The sequence below is a fragment of the Burkholderia sp. 22088 genome (genome assembly GCF_052045915.1).
Classification (GTDB): Bacteria; Pseudomonadota; Gammaproteobacteria; order Burkholderiales; family Burkholderiaceae; genus Burkholderia; species Burkholderia cepacia.
Window position 1 is genome coordinate 131888 of the sequence record NZ_JBQEPY010000003.1, and the last position, 13669, is coordinate 145556.

General features: G+C 65.3%; 14 protein-coding genes. 5 read left to right on the forward strand and 9 right to left on the reverse strand.

Features of this window, described 5'->3' with window-relative positions:
* Positions 1-123: 123 nt before the first annotated feature.
* Both ACTJLD_RS06435 and ACTJLD_RS06440 read right to left on the reverse strand, forming a co-directional pair.
* Positions 124-1374, reverse strand: coding sequence for a DUF1479 domain-containing protein (locus ACTJLD_RS06435; RefSeq protein ID WP_440658353.1), 1251 nt, complete (start codon positions 1372-1374; stop codon positions 124-126).
* 110 nt (positions 1375-1484) lie between these two features.
* Positions 1485-1874, reverse strand: a complete 390-nt coding sequence (locus ACTJLD_RS06440; RefSeq protein ID WP_060173155.1) for a VOC family protein — start codon at positions 1872-1874, stop codon at positions 1485-1487.
* Between the two features lie 72 nt (positions 1875-1946).
* Here ACTJLD_RS06440 and ACTJLD_RS06445 point away from each other — a divergent pair, with 72 nt between their 5' ends.
* On the forward strand, positions 1947-2912 hold the full coding sequence (locus ACTJLD_RS06445; RefSeq protein WP_440658354.1) for a helix-turn-helix domain-containing protein: 966 nt from the start codon (positions 1947-1949) through the stop codon (positions 2910-2912).
* 90 nt (positions 2913-3002) lie between these two features.
* Here ACTJLD_RS06445 and gltA read toward each other — a convergent pair whose 3' ends face one another.
* The 7 genes from gltA to ACTJLD_RS06480 all read right to left on the reverse strand — a co-directional run bounded on the left by gltA (position 3003) and on the right by ACTJLD_RS06480 (position 8943).
* Positions 3003-4304: a citrate synthase gene (gene gltA, locus ACTJLD_RS06450; protein WP_049097329.1), complete on the reverse strand. Its 1302-nt coding sequence runs from the start codon at positions 4302-4304 to the stop codon at positions 3003-3005.
* Positions 4305-4370: 66 nt separating this feature from the next.
* Positions 4371-4643 (reverse strand): FAD assembly factor SdhE, encoded by a 273-nt coding sequence (locus ACTJLD_RS06455; protein WP_011548107.1) that lies wholly within the window; start codon positions 4641-4643, stop codon positions 4371-4373.
* Positions 4644-4655: 12 nt separating this feature from the next.
* The gene (locus tag ACTJLD_RS06460) at positions 4656-5357 is read right to left on the reverse strand and encodes a succinate dehydrogenase iron-sulfur subunit (protein WP_006479352.1); all 702 of its coding nucleotides are present in this window, start codon (positions 5355-5357) and stop codon (positions 4656-4658) included.
* 21 nt (positions 5358-5378) lie between these two features.
* Positions 5379-7154, reverse strand: coding sequence for a succinate dehydrogenase flavoprotein subunit (sdhA, locus tag ACTJLD_RS06465; protein WP_027791121.1), 1776 nt, complete (start codon positions 7152-7154; stop codon positions 5379-5381).
* Positions 7155-7157: 3 nt separating this feature from the next.
* Positions 7158-7526, reverse strand: coding sequence for a succinate dehydrogenase, hydrophobic membrane anchor protein (sdhD, locus tag ACTJLD_RS06470; protein WP_011355745.1), 369 nt, complete (start codon positions 7524-7526; stop codon positions 7158-7160).
* A 4-nt stretch (positions 7527-7530) separates the two neighbouring features.
* Positions 7531-7947, reverse strand: a complete 417-nt coding sequence (gene sdhC / locus ACTJLD_RS06475) for a succinate dehydrogenase, cytochrome b556 subunit (protein WP_021158703.1) — start codon at positions 7945-7947, stop codon at positions 7531-7533.
* 171 nt (positions 7948-8118) lie between these two features.
* Positions 8119-8943, reverse strand: a complete 825-nt coding sequence (locus tag ACTJLD_RS06480; RefSeq protein WP_124534145.1) for a GntR family transcriptional regulator — start codon at positions 8941-8943, stop codon at positions 8119-8121.
* Positions 8944-9231: 288 nt separating this feature from the next.
* Here ACTJLD_RS06480 and ACTJLD_RS06485 point away from each other — a divergent pair, with 288 nt between their 5' ends.
* The 4 genes from ACTJLD_RS06485 to ACTJLD_RS06500 all read left to right on the forward strand — a co-directional run bounded on the left by ACTJLD_RS06485 (position 9232) and on the right by ACTJLD_RS06500 (position 13632).
* Positions 9232-10218 (forward strand): malate dehydrogenase, encoded by a 987-nt coding sequence (locus tag ACTJLD_RS06485; RefSeq protein ID WP_027791119.1) that lies wholly within the window; start codon positions 9232-9234, stop codon positions 10216-10218.
* Positions 10219-10405: 187 nt separating this feature from the next.
* On the forward strand, positions 10406-11413 hold the full coding sequence (locus tag ACTJLD_RS06490) for an HpcH/HpaI aldolase/citrate lyase family protein (protein WP_440658357.1): 1008 nt from the start codon (positions 10406-10408) through the stop codon (positions 11411-11413).
* A gap of 229 nt (positions 11414-11642) precedes the next feature.
* The gene (locus ACTJLD_RS06495; protein WP_027791117.1) at positions 11643-12158 is read left to right on the forward strand and encodes a hypothetical protein; all 516 of its coding nucleotides are present in this window, start codon (positions 11643-11645) and stop codon (positions 12156-12158) included.
* 22 nt (positions 12159-12180) lie between these two features.
* Complete coding sequence (locus tag ACTJLD_RS06500; RefSeq protein ID WP_119338446.1) at positions 12181-13632, forward strand: bifunctional 2-methylcitrate dehydratase/aconitate hydratase; 1452 nt, start codon at positions 12181-12183, stop codon at positions 13630-13632.
* The last annotated feature ends 37 nt before the right edge of the window (positions 13633-13669 follow it).

The window sequence follows — 13669 nt, forward strand, 5'->3', positions numbered from 1 at the left end:
GCAATTCGCGTCGATTTCGGCTGCGCAGACAGCCGATTGCGTCGAATTGCGCGCAGCCCGCAGCGGATTCGGCAGACGGCCGTTCACCGCGTGGCGAACGGCCGCTTTCCCGTGCGACGCGGGCTAAGCGCCCGGCCCGAACCCCATCTGCGAACGGCCGAGCGCCGAGAGATCGCCCTCCCCGCCCCGTCCGTCGAATTCGACCTCGAAATGGTCGGCCGGGAAATCGGGCGGGCTCTCGCCGCGCAGGAACGCGGCCCGCTGGCGCAGCAGGTACGCGTCGTTCTTCGCGCAACCGGGCGCGGCCGCGATGTACATCACGTTGCTCTCGCCGCTGCCGCGGTGCGCATCCTCGACCGCGTGCACGACGTCGCCATGCCAGAACACCGCGTCGCCCGGCTCCATGTGCGGGATCGGCACCAGCGCATCGAGCAACAGTGCGTGCCATTCAGGCCGGATCGACAGCGCGCGACCCGGACGCGCGCCGCACAGGTCGTCGTCGGCGACATCGTCCTGCAGCGCGCGCAGCACGACATAGGCCATCGCGTTCGCAACCGGGATCAACTGCAGCGTGCCGTCGCCCGGCCCCTGCGGCGTGAGCGCGGTCCAGCCCTGGAACGTACGGAACATCGAGCACACGGCCGGCGACGGAATCTCCTCGACGTCCGGACGGAACGCCGCATCGAACGGGTCGTAATCACGCCAGCGGCCGGCCAGCACGTGACGGTAGACCTGGCGGAAGTTCGCGCCGAGCCAGCGTTCGACGGAACCGCCGTCGACATGCGGCGACAGCCCGAGCGACGTCGAGCCGGGCGGGCGGCGGCGAATCCGGTCCGCATAGGCCGGCACCTGATCGGGATCGAAGTGCGTACGCCCGCCGTCGGCGTGCCGCCACAGGCGGTTCAGGAACACGCGCGCCTGCGTCAGTGCCGGCGACTGGCGCGCAGCCACCTGCGGCTTCGACCAATAAACGCCGTAGATCTGCGGCTTGCCCGACGCAAGGTTGCCGAAATAGCGATCCTCGGCGCGCGCATCGAGCCGCTCGGTGAAGCGGTTCGCGTCCAGGTACGCGCCGATCTCGTCGTTCCAGTCGCGCGCCTGCCGCGCATCGAATACGCGACGAATCACGACCGCGCCATGCGTGCGGATCGCTGCCACCGCGCGCGGATCGACGGTCCCGCCCGCGATGTCCGCGAACGGCACCACCGGAATCACGTCGTGACCATGCGCATGCGCGCGGCGGATCGCGTCGACCTGCCGCGCGATGTCGCCCTCCAGCTCGCGAAACGTGGCCGCATAACCGGGCAGGTCGGCGCGCAGCCCCTTTTTCGCGTCGCGAATCGCGGCAGGCAGGTCGTCAATCGTCAATTGCATCGTGGTCTCCTCGCTGACAGGTGTCGTGATGTGCCGTCAGCGTACGGCCGGTGCGCTGCCGAGATCACCGTTATCCGGCCAACTATCGATACAATCCTGACAACCCTGGATCACTCGGGACGATGACAGACCACGCACAGCTTGTTGCCGTCCGGATCGCGGAAATAGGCGCCGTAGTAATCGCGGTGATAGTCCGGCCGCAGGCCCGGCGGCCCTTCGCAGGTGCCGCCGTGGCGCAGCGCGAGCGCGTGGCAGCGATCGACGTGCGCGCGCGTCGGCGCGACGAACGCGATCGTGTGGCCGTTGCCCGGTTCGGGCGCGCGGCCGTCGAGCGGCTGGCCGAAGAAGAACAGCGGCCGGTCGGCGTCGGCCGGCATCCAGCCCGTCCAGCCGTCCGGCTCGCGGAATTTCAGGCGCAGCCCGAGTTCCGCGAACAGCGGCGCGTAGAAATCGTAGGCGCGTGAGGTGTCGCTGACGCCCACGCAAACATGTGAAAACATGGCATTGCTCCGTCGTGACGATCGCCCTCGATCATGCCATGGCGCGATGCCCGCCCTCTCCCGGAGGCCGCGATGAAACCGCAGTACGAGCACGTGACGTTCGCCCCCGGCTGTTCGATCCGTGTCTATCACCGCCAGCTCGCGCGCATTCCGTTCGAATGGCATCGCCATCCCGAGTACGAACTGACGCTGACGCTCAACAGCCGCGGCCGGCGCTTCATCGGCGATCACGTCGCGCACTACGCAGACGACGACCTGGTGCTCGTGCCGCCCAACCTGCCGCATACCTGGTCGTCGAACGCACGCATCGATCGCGATGCGCCCGAGGTCGCGGTCGTCATCTGGTTCGACGGCGACTGGGTGCGGCGACTGGCCGACTGCTGCCCCGAATACGCGCCACTGCGTTCGCTGCTGCGGCGTGCCGCACCGGGCCTGCGCTTCGACACGGACACAGCCCGCGCGATGCGGGCGCGGCTGCCGCACTTGCTCGATCCGTCGCCGCGCACCAGGCTCGCGGCCGCGCTCGACACGCTCGCCGATCTCGCGGAAGCCGGCGGCGAGCCGCTCGCCACCGCGCACGCGTACGACCGGAGCGAACGCACGACACCGCGCGCCGATACGGCCGCCCCCGAAGCCGAGCGCCTCGACCGCGTGCTCGACGCGATCGATCGGCACTTCCACGAACCGCTGCGCATCGACGCGCTCGCCGCCACTGCGCACATGTCCGAACGCACGCTGCAGCGCCTGTTCGTCCGGCATCTCGGCGAAAGCGTCGGGCGCTACGTGCAGCGGCTGCGGCTCGCGCACGCGTGCCGTCATCTCGTCGGCACCGACTGGCCGATCGCGACCGTGGCCGCGCGCTGCGGCATTCCGAATGCCGCCAACTTCAACCGCCAGTTCCTCGCCGCACGCGGGATGACGCCCGGCGCCTACCGGCAATTCTTCGTGCGGCACGGCCACGCGCCCGATGACGACGCGCCCGCACTCGACACACGCCCGCCGTCGCTGGAGCATCGCGCCGATCCGGCGCGCAAATGAAAACACCCCGACGGGATGACCCGTCGGGGTGTCGTGGCGTTGCGATTGCCCGACGCGAGCGGCCTGCCGGCCGTTCGCGCCACACACGGCTTAACGTGCGTTGAGCGGCTTCGCTTCGCGCGGCGTATCGCCGATGAACAGCTGACGCGGACGGCCGATCTTCTGCTCCGGATCGCCGATCATTTCGTTCCACTGTGCGATCCAGCCGACCGTACGTGCCATCGCGAAGATACACGTGAACATCGACGTCGGGATGCCCAGCGCGCGCTGAACGATGCCCGAGTAGAAGTCGACGTTCGGGTACAGCTTGCGCGACACGAAGTATTCGTCTTCCAGCGCGATCTTCTCGAGCTGCATCGCGAGCTTGAACAGCGGGTCGTCGTGCAGGCCCAGTTCGTTCAGCACTTCGTAGCACGTTTCGCGCATCAGCTTCGCACGCGGGTCATAGTTCTTGTACACGCGGTGACCGAAGCCCATCAGCTTCACGCCCGAATTCTTGTCCTTCACCTGCTTGATGAATTCGGGGATGTTGTCCGGCGAACCGATCTGCTCGAGCATGTTCAGCGCGGCTTCGTTCGCACCACCGTGCGCCGGGCCCCACAGACACGCGATACCGGCCGCGATACATGCGAACGGGTTCGCGCCCGACGAGCCGGCCAGGCGGACGGTCGACGTCGATGCGTTCTGCTCGTGGTCGGCGTGCAGGATCAGGATACGGTCGAGTGCGCGGACGAGCACGTCGTTGACCTTGTACTCTTCGCACGGGTTCGAGAACATCATGTGCATGAAGTTCGCGCTGTACGACAGCGAGTTCTTCGGATACACGAACGGCTGGCCGATGCTGTACTTGTAGGCCATCGCGACGAGCGTCGGCAGCTTCGCGATCATGCGGATCGCCGACACTTCACGGTGACGCGGATCGTTGATGTCGAGCGAGTCGTGGTAGAACGCCGACAGCGCGCCGACTGCGGCGACCAGGATCGCCATCGGGTGCGCGTCGCGGCGGAAGCCACGGAAGAAGAAGTGCATCTGCTCGTGCACCATCGTGTGCTTCGTGACGGTGTCGACGAATTCCTTCTTCTGCGCTGCGTTCGGCAGTTCACCCTTCAGCAGCAGGTAGCAGCTTTCGAGGAAGTCCGCGTTTTGCGCGAGGTTGTCGATCGGGTAGCCGCGGTACAGCAGCTCGCCCTTGTCGCCGTCGATGTACGTGATCGCCGAATTACAAGCTGCCGTCGACATGAAGCCCGGGTCGTACGTGAACTTGCCGGTCTGGCCGTACAGCTTGCGGATGTCGATCACGTCCGGGCCCATCGTGCCCTTGTAGATCGGCATTTCGACGCTCGGAGAGTTGTCGCTGAACGATAGCGTGGCTTTAACATCAGACGGAGTCATGGCACATCCTCAATCGAAATAAAGAAACGGGATTCGATAACGGGCACAACGTGTCACACCTTGGCGTTACACGTTGCGCAGCATCTCCAACAGCCGGTGAATGTCCGGGCTGTCTAGGTCGCCTTCTGGTTCCTTGCGCGCGAGGAGCAAGTCCATCAGGTCGTTGTCGCTCAGATCGAGCAGGCGCGACAACGCGCCTACGTCTGCATCGGTGAGGTCATGCTCGTATCTGCCGAAGAAACGCTCGAATACGATGTCGTTTTCCAGCAGACCCCGCCGCGCGCGCCAGCGAAGGCGCGCGCGACGGTGCGGGTCGGATTGATGCGAATCGTCGCTCATTGCAGCCCGGCCTTAAACCGCGCGGCGGACCATCAGTTCCTTGATCTTGCCGATCGCCTTCGTCGGGTTCAGGCCCTTCGGGCAAACGTCGACGCAGTTCATGATCGTGTGGCAACGGAACAGACGGTACGGGTCTTCCAGGTTGTCGAGACGCTCGCCGGTAGCGGTGTCGCGGCTGTCCGCGATGAAGCGGTAAGCCTGCAGCAGGCCGGCCGGGCCGACGAACTTGTCCGGGTTCCACCAGAAGCTCGGGCACGACGTCGAGCAGCTCGCGCACAGAATGCACTCGTACACGCCGTCGAGCTCGTCGCGTTCTTCCGGCGACTGGAGGCGTTCCTTCTCCGGCGGCGGCGCGTCGTTGATCAGGTACGGCTTGATCGAGTGGTACTGGTTGAAGAAGTGCGTCATGTCGACGATCAGGTCGCGCACGACGGGCAGGCCCGGCAGCGGACGCAGCACGATCTTCTGCGGCAGGTCGTTCAGGTTCGTCAGGCACGCGAGACCGTTCTTGCCGTTGATGTTCATCGCGTCCGAACCGCACACGCCTTCACGGCACGAACGGCGGAACGACAGCGTCTCGTCCAGTGCCTTCAGCTTCACCAGTGCGTCGAGCAGCATGCGCTCATGCTGGATCTCGAGCTCGTACGTCTGCATGCGCGGCGCTGCGTCCTTGTCCGGATCGTAGCGGTAGACTTCAAAAATGCGTTTTGCCATTTCGGATTCCTTTGACTCGGCTTAGAACGTGCGCGGCTTCGGCGGCACGGAGTCGACCGTCAGCGGCTTCATTTGAACCGGCTTGTAGTCGAGGCGATCGCCTTCGCTGTACCACAGCGTGTGGCGCAGCCAGTTCTCGTCGTCGCGGTGTTCGTAGTCGCTGTGTGCGTGCGCGCCACGGCTTTCCTTGCGCGCTTCCGCCGACACCATCGTGGCGCGGGCCACTTCGATCAGGTTCTCCAGCTCGAGCGCTTCGACGCGCGCGGTGTTGAACACCTTCGACTTGTCCTTCAGGTGGATGTTTTCCACGCGCGCCTTCAGGCCGGCCATCTGGTCGACGCCTTCCTTCAGCAGCTCCGACGTGCGGAACACGCCTGCGTGCTTCTGCATCGTCGAACGGATGTCGTTCGCGACGTCCTGCGTGTATTCGCCCGAGGTCGACTTGTCCAGCTTCGCCAGGCGCGCCAGCGAGAATTCGCCTGCATCGGCCGGCAGCGGCTTGTGTTCCTTCTGGTTCTTCACGTGCTCGACGATGTGGTTGCCGGCCGCACGGCCGAACACCACGAGGTCCAGCAGCGAGTTCGTGCCGAGGCGGTTCGCGCCGTGCACGGACACGCACGAGCATTCGCCCACTGCGTAGAAGCCGTTGACCGGATCCTTGTGACCGCGCGACGTGCCGACAACCTGGCCGTGGATGTTGGTCGGGATGCCGCCCATCTGGTAATGGATCGTCGGGACGACCGGGATCGGTTCCTTGATCGCGTCGACGTTCGCGAACTTCAGCGCGATTTCGCGGATCGACGGCAGACGCTTCATGATCGTCTCGGCGCCGATGTGCGACAGGTCGAGCAGCACGTGATCCTTGTTCGGACCCACGCCGCGGCCTTCCTTGATTTCCTGGTCCATCGAACGCGACACGAAGTCACGCGGCGCCAGATCCTTCAGCGTCGGTGCATAGCGCTCCATGAAGCGCTCGCCGTTCGCGTTGCGCAGGATACCGCCTTCACCACGCACGCCTTCGGTGATCAGCACGCCCGCGCCGGCCACGCCGGTCGGGTGGAACTGCCAGAACTCCATGTCCTGCAGCGCGATGCCCGAACGCGCAGCCATGCCGAGACCGTCGCCGGTGTTGATGAACGCGTTGGTCGATGCCGCGAAGATCCGGCCTGCGCCGCCCGTCGCGAACAGCGTCGTCTTGCCTTCCATGATGTAGACGTCGCCCGTCTCCATCTCGAGGGCCGTCACGCCGAGCACGTCGCCGTCCGCGTCGCGGATCAGGTCGAGCGCCATCCATTCGACGAAGAACTGCGTCTTCGCTTCGACGTTCTGCTGGTACAGCGTGTGCAGCAGCGCGTGACCGGTACGGTCGGCGGCCGCGCATGCGCGCTGGACCGGCTTCTCGCCGTAGTTCGCGGTGTGGCCGCCGAACGGGCGCTGGTAGATCGTGCCGTCCGCGTTGCGGTCGAACGGCATGCCGAAGTGCTCGAGTTCGTACACGACGTTCGGCGCTTCACGGCACATGAACTCGATCGCGTCCTGGTCGCCGAGCCAGTCGGAGCCCTTGATCGTGTCGTAGAAGTGGAAGTGCCAGTTGTCTTCGCTCATGTTGCCGAGCGACGCACCGATACCGCCCTGCGCGGCCACCGTGTGCGAACGCGTCGGGAACACCTTCGACAGCACGCCGACCGACAGGCCCGCGCGCGACAGTTGCAGCGCTGCGCGCAAGCCGGAGCCGCCCGCGCCGACGATCACGACGTCAAACTTGCGGCGCGGGAGATTAGTTTTGATTGCAGCCATTCTTTACACTCTCCAGAGAATCTGCGCGGCGTAGCCCGCACATGCGAGCAGCCAGACGATGGTCAGCGATTGCAGCAGCAGGCGCACACCGACGGGCTTCACGTAGTCCATCCAGATGTCGCGCACGCCGACCCATGCGTGGTAGAAGAGGGAAAGCAGCATCACGAAGGTCGCGAGCTTCATCCATTGCGCGGCGAAGATCGATGCCCAGCCTTCGTACGAGAAATCGTGCGCGCCGAAGAACAGGACGAGCAGAATGACCGTGTAGACCGCCATGATCGTGGCGGTGATGCGCTGCGCAAGCCAGTCGCGCAGGCCGTAATGTGCGCCGACGACGAGGCGCTTCGAGCCGATTCGGTTATTGGCTGCCATTTTCTTAGAATGCTCCGAACAGTTTGAGTGCCATGGCGATCGTCAGCGCGATCGAGACGACAAAGACGACGACTGCCGTCCGCTTGCCGCCTTCCTTCGTGACGGCGTCGTGGTTGACGTCCATCAGCAGGTGGCGAATGCCGGCGCAGAAATGGTGGAAGAAGGCCCACGACAGTGCGAGGACGATCAGCTTGACGATGATGTTGGAGAGGAAAGCCTTGAAGACTTCGAAGCTGAGCTCGGACGTGAGGCTCTGGTCGAAGAGGAACAGCAGGAACGGCAGGAACAAGAACAGCAGCGCGCCGCTGACTCGATGGAGAATCGACAATATCGCCGCCAGCGGCATGCGATATTTCATCGTGATATCGGCGAATCCGATGTTCCGGTATTCCGGCCTCGGCTTTCTTACTGCATCAGTCATGCTAGACCCCTACTATGTTGTCACACTAATCCGCGATTTTAGCGCCTTTTTATATCGCGCTGCAGCGAAAGTCTGCTCTGGATAGTTGCGCGAACTAGAACAAAAGGCGGCCCGAAACGTGCTTCGCGAGCGTGGGAAACGCGAACGCACTCGGCTTGAGCCGAAACTCCGTCAACTCAAGTCATTCTGATAGTAGTACCCGGTTGTGACATACCAGCCGCGACGCACCTCCACCGGCCGGTCACCATATGTATAGGACACGCGCTCGACCGACAGCAACGGAAAACCCGCCGGCACGTGCAGCAGGTCGGCCACCGCCGGCTCCGCCGCCACCGCGCGGATCTTCTCCGTCGCGCGAATCATCCGCGTGCCGAACTCCGTCTCGAACATCGCGTAGAGCGGCCCCTTGTACTCGCTCAGCCGCTCGAACGTGAGCCCGCGGAACATCGCGCCCGGCAGCCAGATCTCGTCGAGCACCGTCACTTCGTTCTCGAACTCCAGCAGCCGGCGCACCTGCACGACCGGATCGGCCGGCTTCAGGTCGAGCTGCCGCGCGATCTCGGCCGGCGCGCGCAGGCGCCGGCATTCGAGCAGGCGGCTCACGTGCGGATGCTCGGCACCGTCGTCGGCCAGCAGGCGCAGGAAGCGGAACTGCGCGCGATCTTCATTGTGCGTCGCAACAAAAGTACCCTTGCCCTGCCGCCGGACCACGAGGTTTTCCGCGGCCAGTTCGTCGATCGCCTTGCGGACGGTGCCCTGGCTGACCTTGTAGCGGGCAGCGAGCTCCACCTCGCTCGGGATGATCTCGCCCGGCTTCCATTCACCGGATTCGAGACTTTGCGTGATCAATGACTTAATCTGCTGGTATAACGGGCTGAACGTCGGCGACGGCGACGCCGCAGGCGAAGGTGCGGGATCGCTCGCGCCCGGCTGCCCTGGGCCGCCTGCGCCGGTCTGATTCGCGGTATTCGCCTGGTTCGATGTCATGGCGCGCATTTCATCACAAACCGCACTTTTTCGTCCACTCAATTTCCGCAAAACATCTGTCTTATATAAGACATATGATACCGTTTGACTTTGCGCGTGACGGCTCCTACACTCCCGGTCGAGCAAGGGTTCGCGGGTGCAAAAGCGCGTCCCCGGCTACGTGCCACGGCCGTCTCCAGGTTCACCGCGTCTGCCATCGCGAGTCCTCCGCCCTGCTTCAATGCAACGCTACGCACAACGCGCATAGAATGGCGTTTTCGCTAGCGTCCAACGCTTCACCCGTCCTGGAGATTTTCAATGGCTAAGCCCGCAAAGCGCGTTGCCGTCACCGGCGCCGCAGGTCAAATCGCTTACTCCCTGCTGTTCCGCATCGCGAACGGCGACCTGCTCGGCAAGGACCAGCCGGTCATCCTGCAACTGCTCGACCTCCCGCAAGCCCAAGCCGCCGTCAAAGGCGTCGTGATGGAACTCGACGATTGCGCGTTCCCGCTGCTGGCGGGCGTCGTGATCACCGACGATCCGAAGGTCGCATTCAAGGATGCCGACGTCGCACTGCTGGTCGGCGCACGTCCGCGCTCGAAGGGCATGGAGCGCAAGGACCTGCTGTCGGCGAACGCCGAAATCTTCACGGTTCAGGGCGCTGCGCTGAACGAAGTCGCCAGCCGCGACGTGAAGGTCCTGGTCGTCGGCAACCCGGCGAACACGAACGCATACATCGCGATGAAGTCGGCGCCGGATCTGCCGAAGAAGAACTTCACGGCAATGCTGCGCCTCGACCACAACCGCGCGCTGTCGCAGCTCGCAGCGAAGTCGGGCAAGCCGGTCGCATCGATCGAGAAGCTCGCCGTGTGGGGCAACCACTCGCCGACGATGTACCCCGACTTCCGCTTCGCGACCGCCGAAGGCGAATCGCTGCTGAAGCTGATCAACGACGACGTGTGGAACCGCGACACGTTCATCCCGACCGTCGGCAAGCGCGGCGCGGCGATCATCGAAGCGCGCGGCCTGTCGTCGGCAGCGTCGGCAGCCAACGCGGCGATCGACCACGTGCGTGACTGGGTCCTCGGCACGAACGGCAAGTGGGTCACGATGGGCATCCCGTCGGACGGCTCGTACGGCATTCCCGAAGACATCATCTACGGCGTGCCGGTCGTGTGCGAAAACGGCGAGTACAAGCGCATCGAAGGCCTGGAAATCGACGCCTTCTCGCGCGAGAAGATGGACGGCACGCTGGCCGAGCTGCTCGAAGAGCGCGATGGCGTTGCCCACCTGCTGAAGAACTAAGCATCACGTGCCTTTGCCGGGCGGCTTTCGGGCCGCCCGGTTCCGGCCCGGGCCGGCGCCAGCCGCCGGCCCTGCCGAACGATCCGATCCGCGCCCGTTTTGCCGCCCCGCGCCCGCCGCGCACCGGCCCAGAACGCGCCCGAATCCGATTTTCTCCACGTTGACCCGCTTCCCTGACGTAGACGAGATGGCTGCGCTCACTCCTGCACAAGTGCTGTACGACGGGGCGTCCCCGCCCGCGGTCCTGCCCTGTTGCGATCACTACGCGGGCAGCGAAAAGCTGATGCGCAAGTCGCTCGCGCTGCAGGCCGAAACGGGCCCCGTGTTCGACATCACGCTCGACTGCGAAGACGGCGCGGCCGTCGGCCAGGAAGCCGCGCACGCGGCACTCGTCGCCGACATGCTCGGCAGCGACGAAAACCGCTTCGGCCGCGTCGGCGTCCGCATCCACGACTTTTCCCATCCGCACTGGCGCGACGACGTGCGCATCGTGCTGCGCGCGTCGCGCGCACCCGCCTACATCACGCTCCCGAAGATCGCGAGTGCCGCCGACGCAGCCGAAATGACCGCGTTCATCGAAGGCACGCGCCGCGAGCTCGGCATCGCGCAGCCGATCCCGGTCGACGTGCTGGTCGAGACGCACGGCGCGCTCGCGCAGGCGGTCGCCCTCGCCGCGCTGCCGACGGTCGGCACGCTGAGCTTCGGGCTGATGGATTTCGTCTCCGCGCACCATGGCGCGATTCCCGATGCCGCGATGCGCTCGCCCGGCCAGTTCGAGCACCCGCTCGTGCGCCGCGCGAAGCTGGAAATCGCCGCGGCCTGCCACGCGCACGGCAAGACGCCGTCGCACAACGTGACGACCGAGGTGCGCGACATGAGCGTCGTCGCCGCCGATGCACGCCGCGCGCGCGACGAATTCGCCTTCACGCGGATGTGGAGCATCCACCCCGCGCAGATCCGCCCGATCGTCGACGCATTCGCGCCGCGTACCGACGAGGTCGCGCTGGCCGCCGAGATTCTGCTGGCCGCGCAGGCCGCCGACTGGGGGCCGACGCGCCACGGTGATACGCTGCACGATCGCGCGAGCTACCGGTATTACTGGTCGGTGCTGCGCCGCGCGCGGGCCACCGGCCAGCCCGTACCGGCCGAGGCCGCGCCGCTGTTCGGCCCGGCCGCCGCGGGCAGCGCGCCGTAAGTGCGCGGCGCCGGCCGATACACGAGTTTCATGCATTCGACGACACGCGAACCGGATAGAGGTTTGCGAAACGACAAAAAACGTAACGGAGCCCGAAAACCTGATATGTACGCGGCCAAATAGGTGAAAATAGCGGCCGCTGCGCGCTTTCGGGGCGCGTGCAGTTTCAAACCGGCCGGCAATTCGATTGCCGGCCCTTGTCAACTGATTATCGAAAGGTTCTGACTCCATGAAGAAACTCCTGATCGCTACCGCCATCGGCGCCTTGTCCGCCACGATGCTGGTGTCGGCTCCGAGCGCGTTTGCCCAGGGTACGACCACCACGACCGCGAAGAAGGCAACGGCCAAGCGCCCGGCGCCGGCCAAGCGCATCATCCCGCGCAGCAAGAAGGCACAGGCACGCGCCGCAGCCAAGGTCGATCCGGTACCGGACGGCGCGGTCAAGTGGTCCTGCAAGGAAGGTCTGTCGTTCGACCTCGCCGGCGACATGAAGCGCGACCAGGTGGTCACGGTTCACTGGGCGAAGAAGAACTACAAGCTGCCGCGTCAGGCCACGACGACGGGCGCGGACACGTTCTACGATCCGGCAGCAGGCTTCAAGCTGATCGTGATCCCGACCAAGGCGATGCTGTTCTCCGACGCAAACGGCGGCGAGCGCCTCGCGGACGAATGCGTGACGCCGGAAATGGCACAAGGCACGCCGGCACCGACGCAGTCGAACGAGCTGAAGCCGGCAACGAACTAAGCGCGTTCCCATCGGCCCCTCGATGTCCGCCCCGGTCTCCAACGTCCGCCCTGCTCCGGATACGGTACTCGTCGATATCGTCGACTACGTGCTGAATACCGGCATCGACAGCGCGCTCGCGCTGGAGACGGCGCGTCATTGCCTGATCGACACGCTCGGATGCGGACTCGAGGCGCTGTCCTACCCTGCCTGCACCAAGCTGCTCGGCCCCGTCGTGCCCGGCACGATCGTGCCGAACGGCGCGAAGGTGCCCGGCACGTCCTTCCAGCTCGATCCCGTCCAGGCCGCGTTCGGCATCGGCGCGATGATCCGCTGGCTGGACTTCAACGACACCTGGCTCGCCGCCGAATGGGGCCATCCGTCCGACAATCTCGGCGGCATCCTGGCGACGGCCGACTGGCTCTCCCGCACGGCCGTCGCGGCCGGCAGGAAGCCGCTCACGATGCGCGACGTGCTGGTCGCGATGATCCAGGCCCACGAGATCCAGGGCTGCCTCGCACTCGAGAATTCGTTCAATGCGGTCGGGCTCGACCACGTGCTGCTCGTGAAGGTCGCATCGACGGCCGTCGTCGGCCGGCTGCTCGGGCTCACGCGCGACGAGCTGATCAACGCGGTGTCCAACGCGTTCGTCGACGGCCAGGCGCTGCGCACCTACCGCCACGCGCCGAACACGGGCTCGCGCAAATCATGGGCGGCCGGCGACGCGACCTCCCGCGCGGTGCGCCTCGCGCTGATCGCGAAAACGGGTGAAATGGGCTACCCGTCGGCACTCACCGCAAAGACCTGGGGCTTCTACGACGTGCTGTTCGACGGCAAGCCGTTCCGCTTCCAGCGCCCGTACGGCACGTACGTGATGGAAAACGTGCTGTTCAAGATCGCGTTCCCTGCCGAGTTCCACGCGCAGACGGCCGCCGAGGCCGCGCTGCAGCTGCATGCGCAGCTCGCCGCCGCGGGCCGCACGACCGACGACATCAGCCGGATCACGATCCGCACGCATGCGGCCGCGATCCGCATCATCGACAAGCAGGGCCCGCTCGCCAATCCGGCCGACCGCGACCACTGCATCCAGTACATGGTCGCCGTGCCGCTGCTGTTCGGCCGGCTGACCGCAGCCGATTACGAAGACGCGGCCGCCGCCGATCTCCGCATCGACGCGCTGCGCGCGAAAACGGTGTGCGTCGAGGATCCGCAGTTCACGAAGGATTACCACGACCCGGACAAGCGCTCGATCGCGAACGCACTGACGATCGAGTTCACGGACGGGTCGAAACTTGCCGAGGTGGCGGTCGAATACCCGCTCGGCCATCGGCGGCGGCGTGCGGAAGGCATCCCGCTCCTGGTCGAGAAGTTCAGGACCAACCTTGCCCGCCGCTTCCCGGCAAAGCAGCAACAAGCGATTCTCGACGTGTCGCTGGACCAGGCAAAGCTCGAAGCGATGCCGGTCGATGAGTACGTCGACTTGTATGTGATATAGCCGTCAGATACAGGACTATTTGTTTCCTAGCCTTAAA

Excerpts from the sequence above, each read along its gene's own strand:
- ACTJLD_RS06435 (WP_440658353.1), bottom strand. The coding sequence starts at position 1,374 with ATGCAATTGACGATTGACGACCTGCCTGCCGCGATTCGCGACGCGAAA.
- ACTJLD_RS06440 (WP_060173155.1), bottom strand. The coding sequence starts at position 1,874 with ATGTTTTCACATGTTTGCGTGGGCGTCAGCGACACCTCACGCGCCTAC.
- ACTJLD_RS06445 (WP_440658354.1), top strand. The coding sequence starts at position 1,947 with ATGAAACCGCAGTACGAGCACGTGACGTTCGCCCCCGGCTGTTCGATC.
- gltA (WP_049097329.1), bottom strand. The coding sequence starts at position 4,304 with ATGACTCCGTCTGATGTTAAAGCCACGCTATCGTTCAGCGACAACTCT.
- ACTJLD_RS06455 (WP_011548107.1), bottom strand. The coding sequence starts at position 4,643 with ATGAGCGACGATTCGCATCAATCCGACCCGCACCGTCGCGCGCGCCTT.
- ACTJLD_RS06460 (WP_006479352.1), bottom strand. The coding sequence starts at position 5,357 with ATGGCAAAACGCATTTTTGAAGTCTACCGCTACGATCCGGACAAGGAC.
- sdhA (WP_027791121.1), bottom strand. The coding sequence starts at position 7,154 with ATGGCTGCAATCAAAACTAATCTCCCGCGCCGCAAGTTTGACGTCGTG.
- sdhD (WP_011355745.1), bottom strand. The coding sequence starts at position 7,526 with ATGGCAGCCAATAACCGAATCGGCTCGAAGCGCCTCGTCGTCGGCGCA.
- sdhC (WP_021158703.1), bottom strand. The coding sequence starts at position 7,947 with ATGACTGATGCAGTAAGAAAGCCGAGGCCGGAATACCGGAACATCGGA.
- ACTJLD_RS06480 (WP_124534145.1), bottom strand. The coding sequence starts at position 8,943 with ATGCGCGCCATGACATCGAACCAGGCGAATACCGCGAATCAGACCGGC.
- ACTJLD_RS06485 (WP_027791119.1), top strand. The coding sequence starts at position 9,232 with ATGGCTAAGCCCGCAAAGCGCGTTGCCGTCACCGGCGCCGCAGGTCAA.
- ACTJLD_RS06490 (WP_440658357.1), top strand. The coding sequence starts at position 10,406 with ATGGCTGCGCTCACTCCTGCACAAGTGCTGTACGACGGGGCGTCCCCG.
- ACTJLD_RS06495 (WP_027791117.1), top strand. The coding sequence starts at position 11,643 with ATGAAGAAACTCCTGATCGCTACCGCCATCGGCGCCTTGTCCGCCACG.
- ACTJLD_RS06500 (WP_119338446.1), top strand. The coding sequence starts at position 12,181 with ATGTCCGCCCCGGTCTCCAACGTCCGCCCTGCTCCGGATACGGTACTC.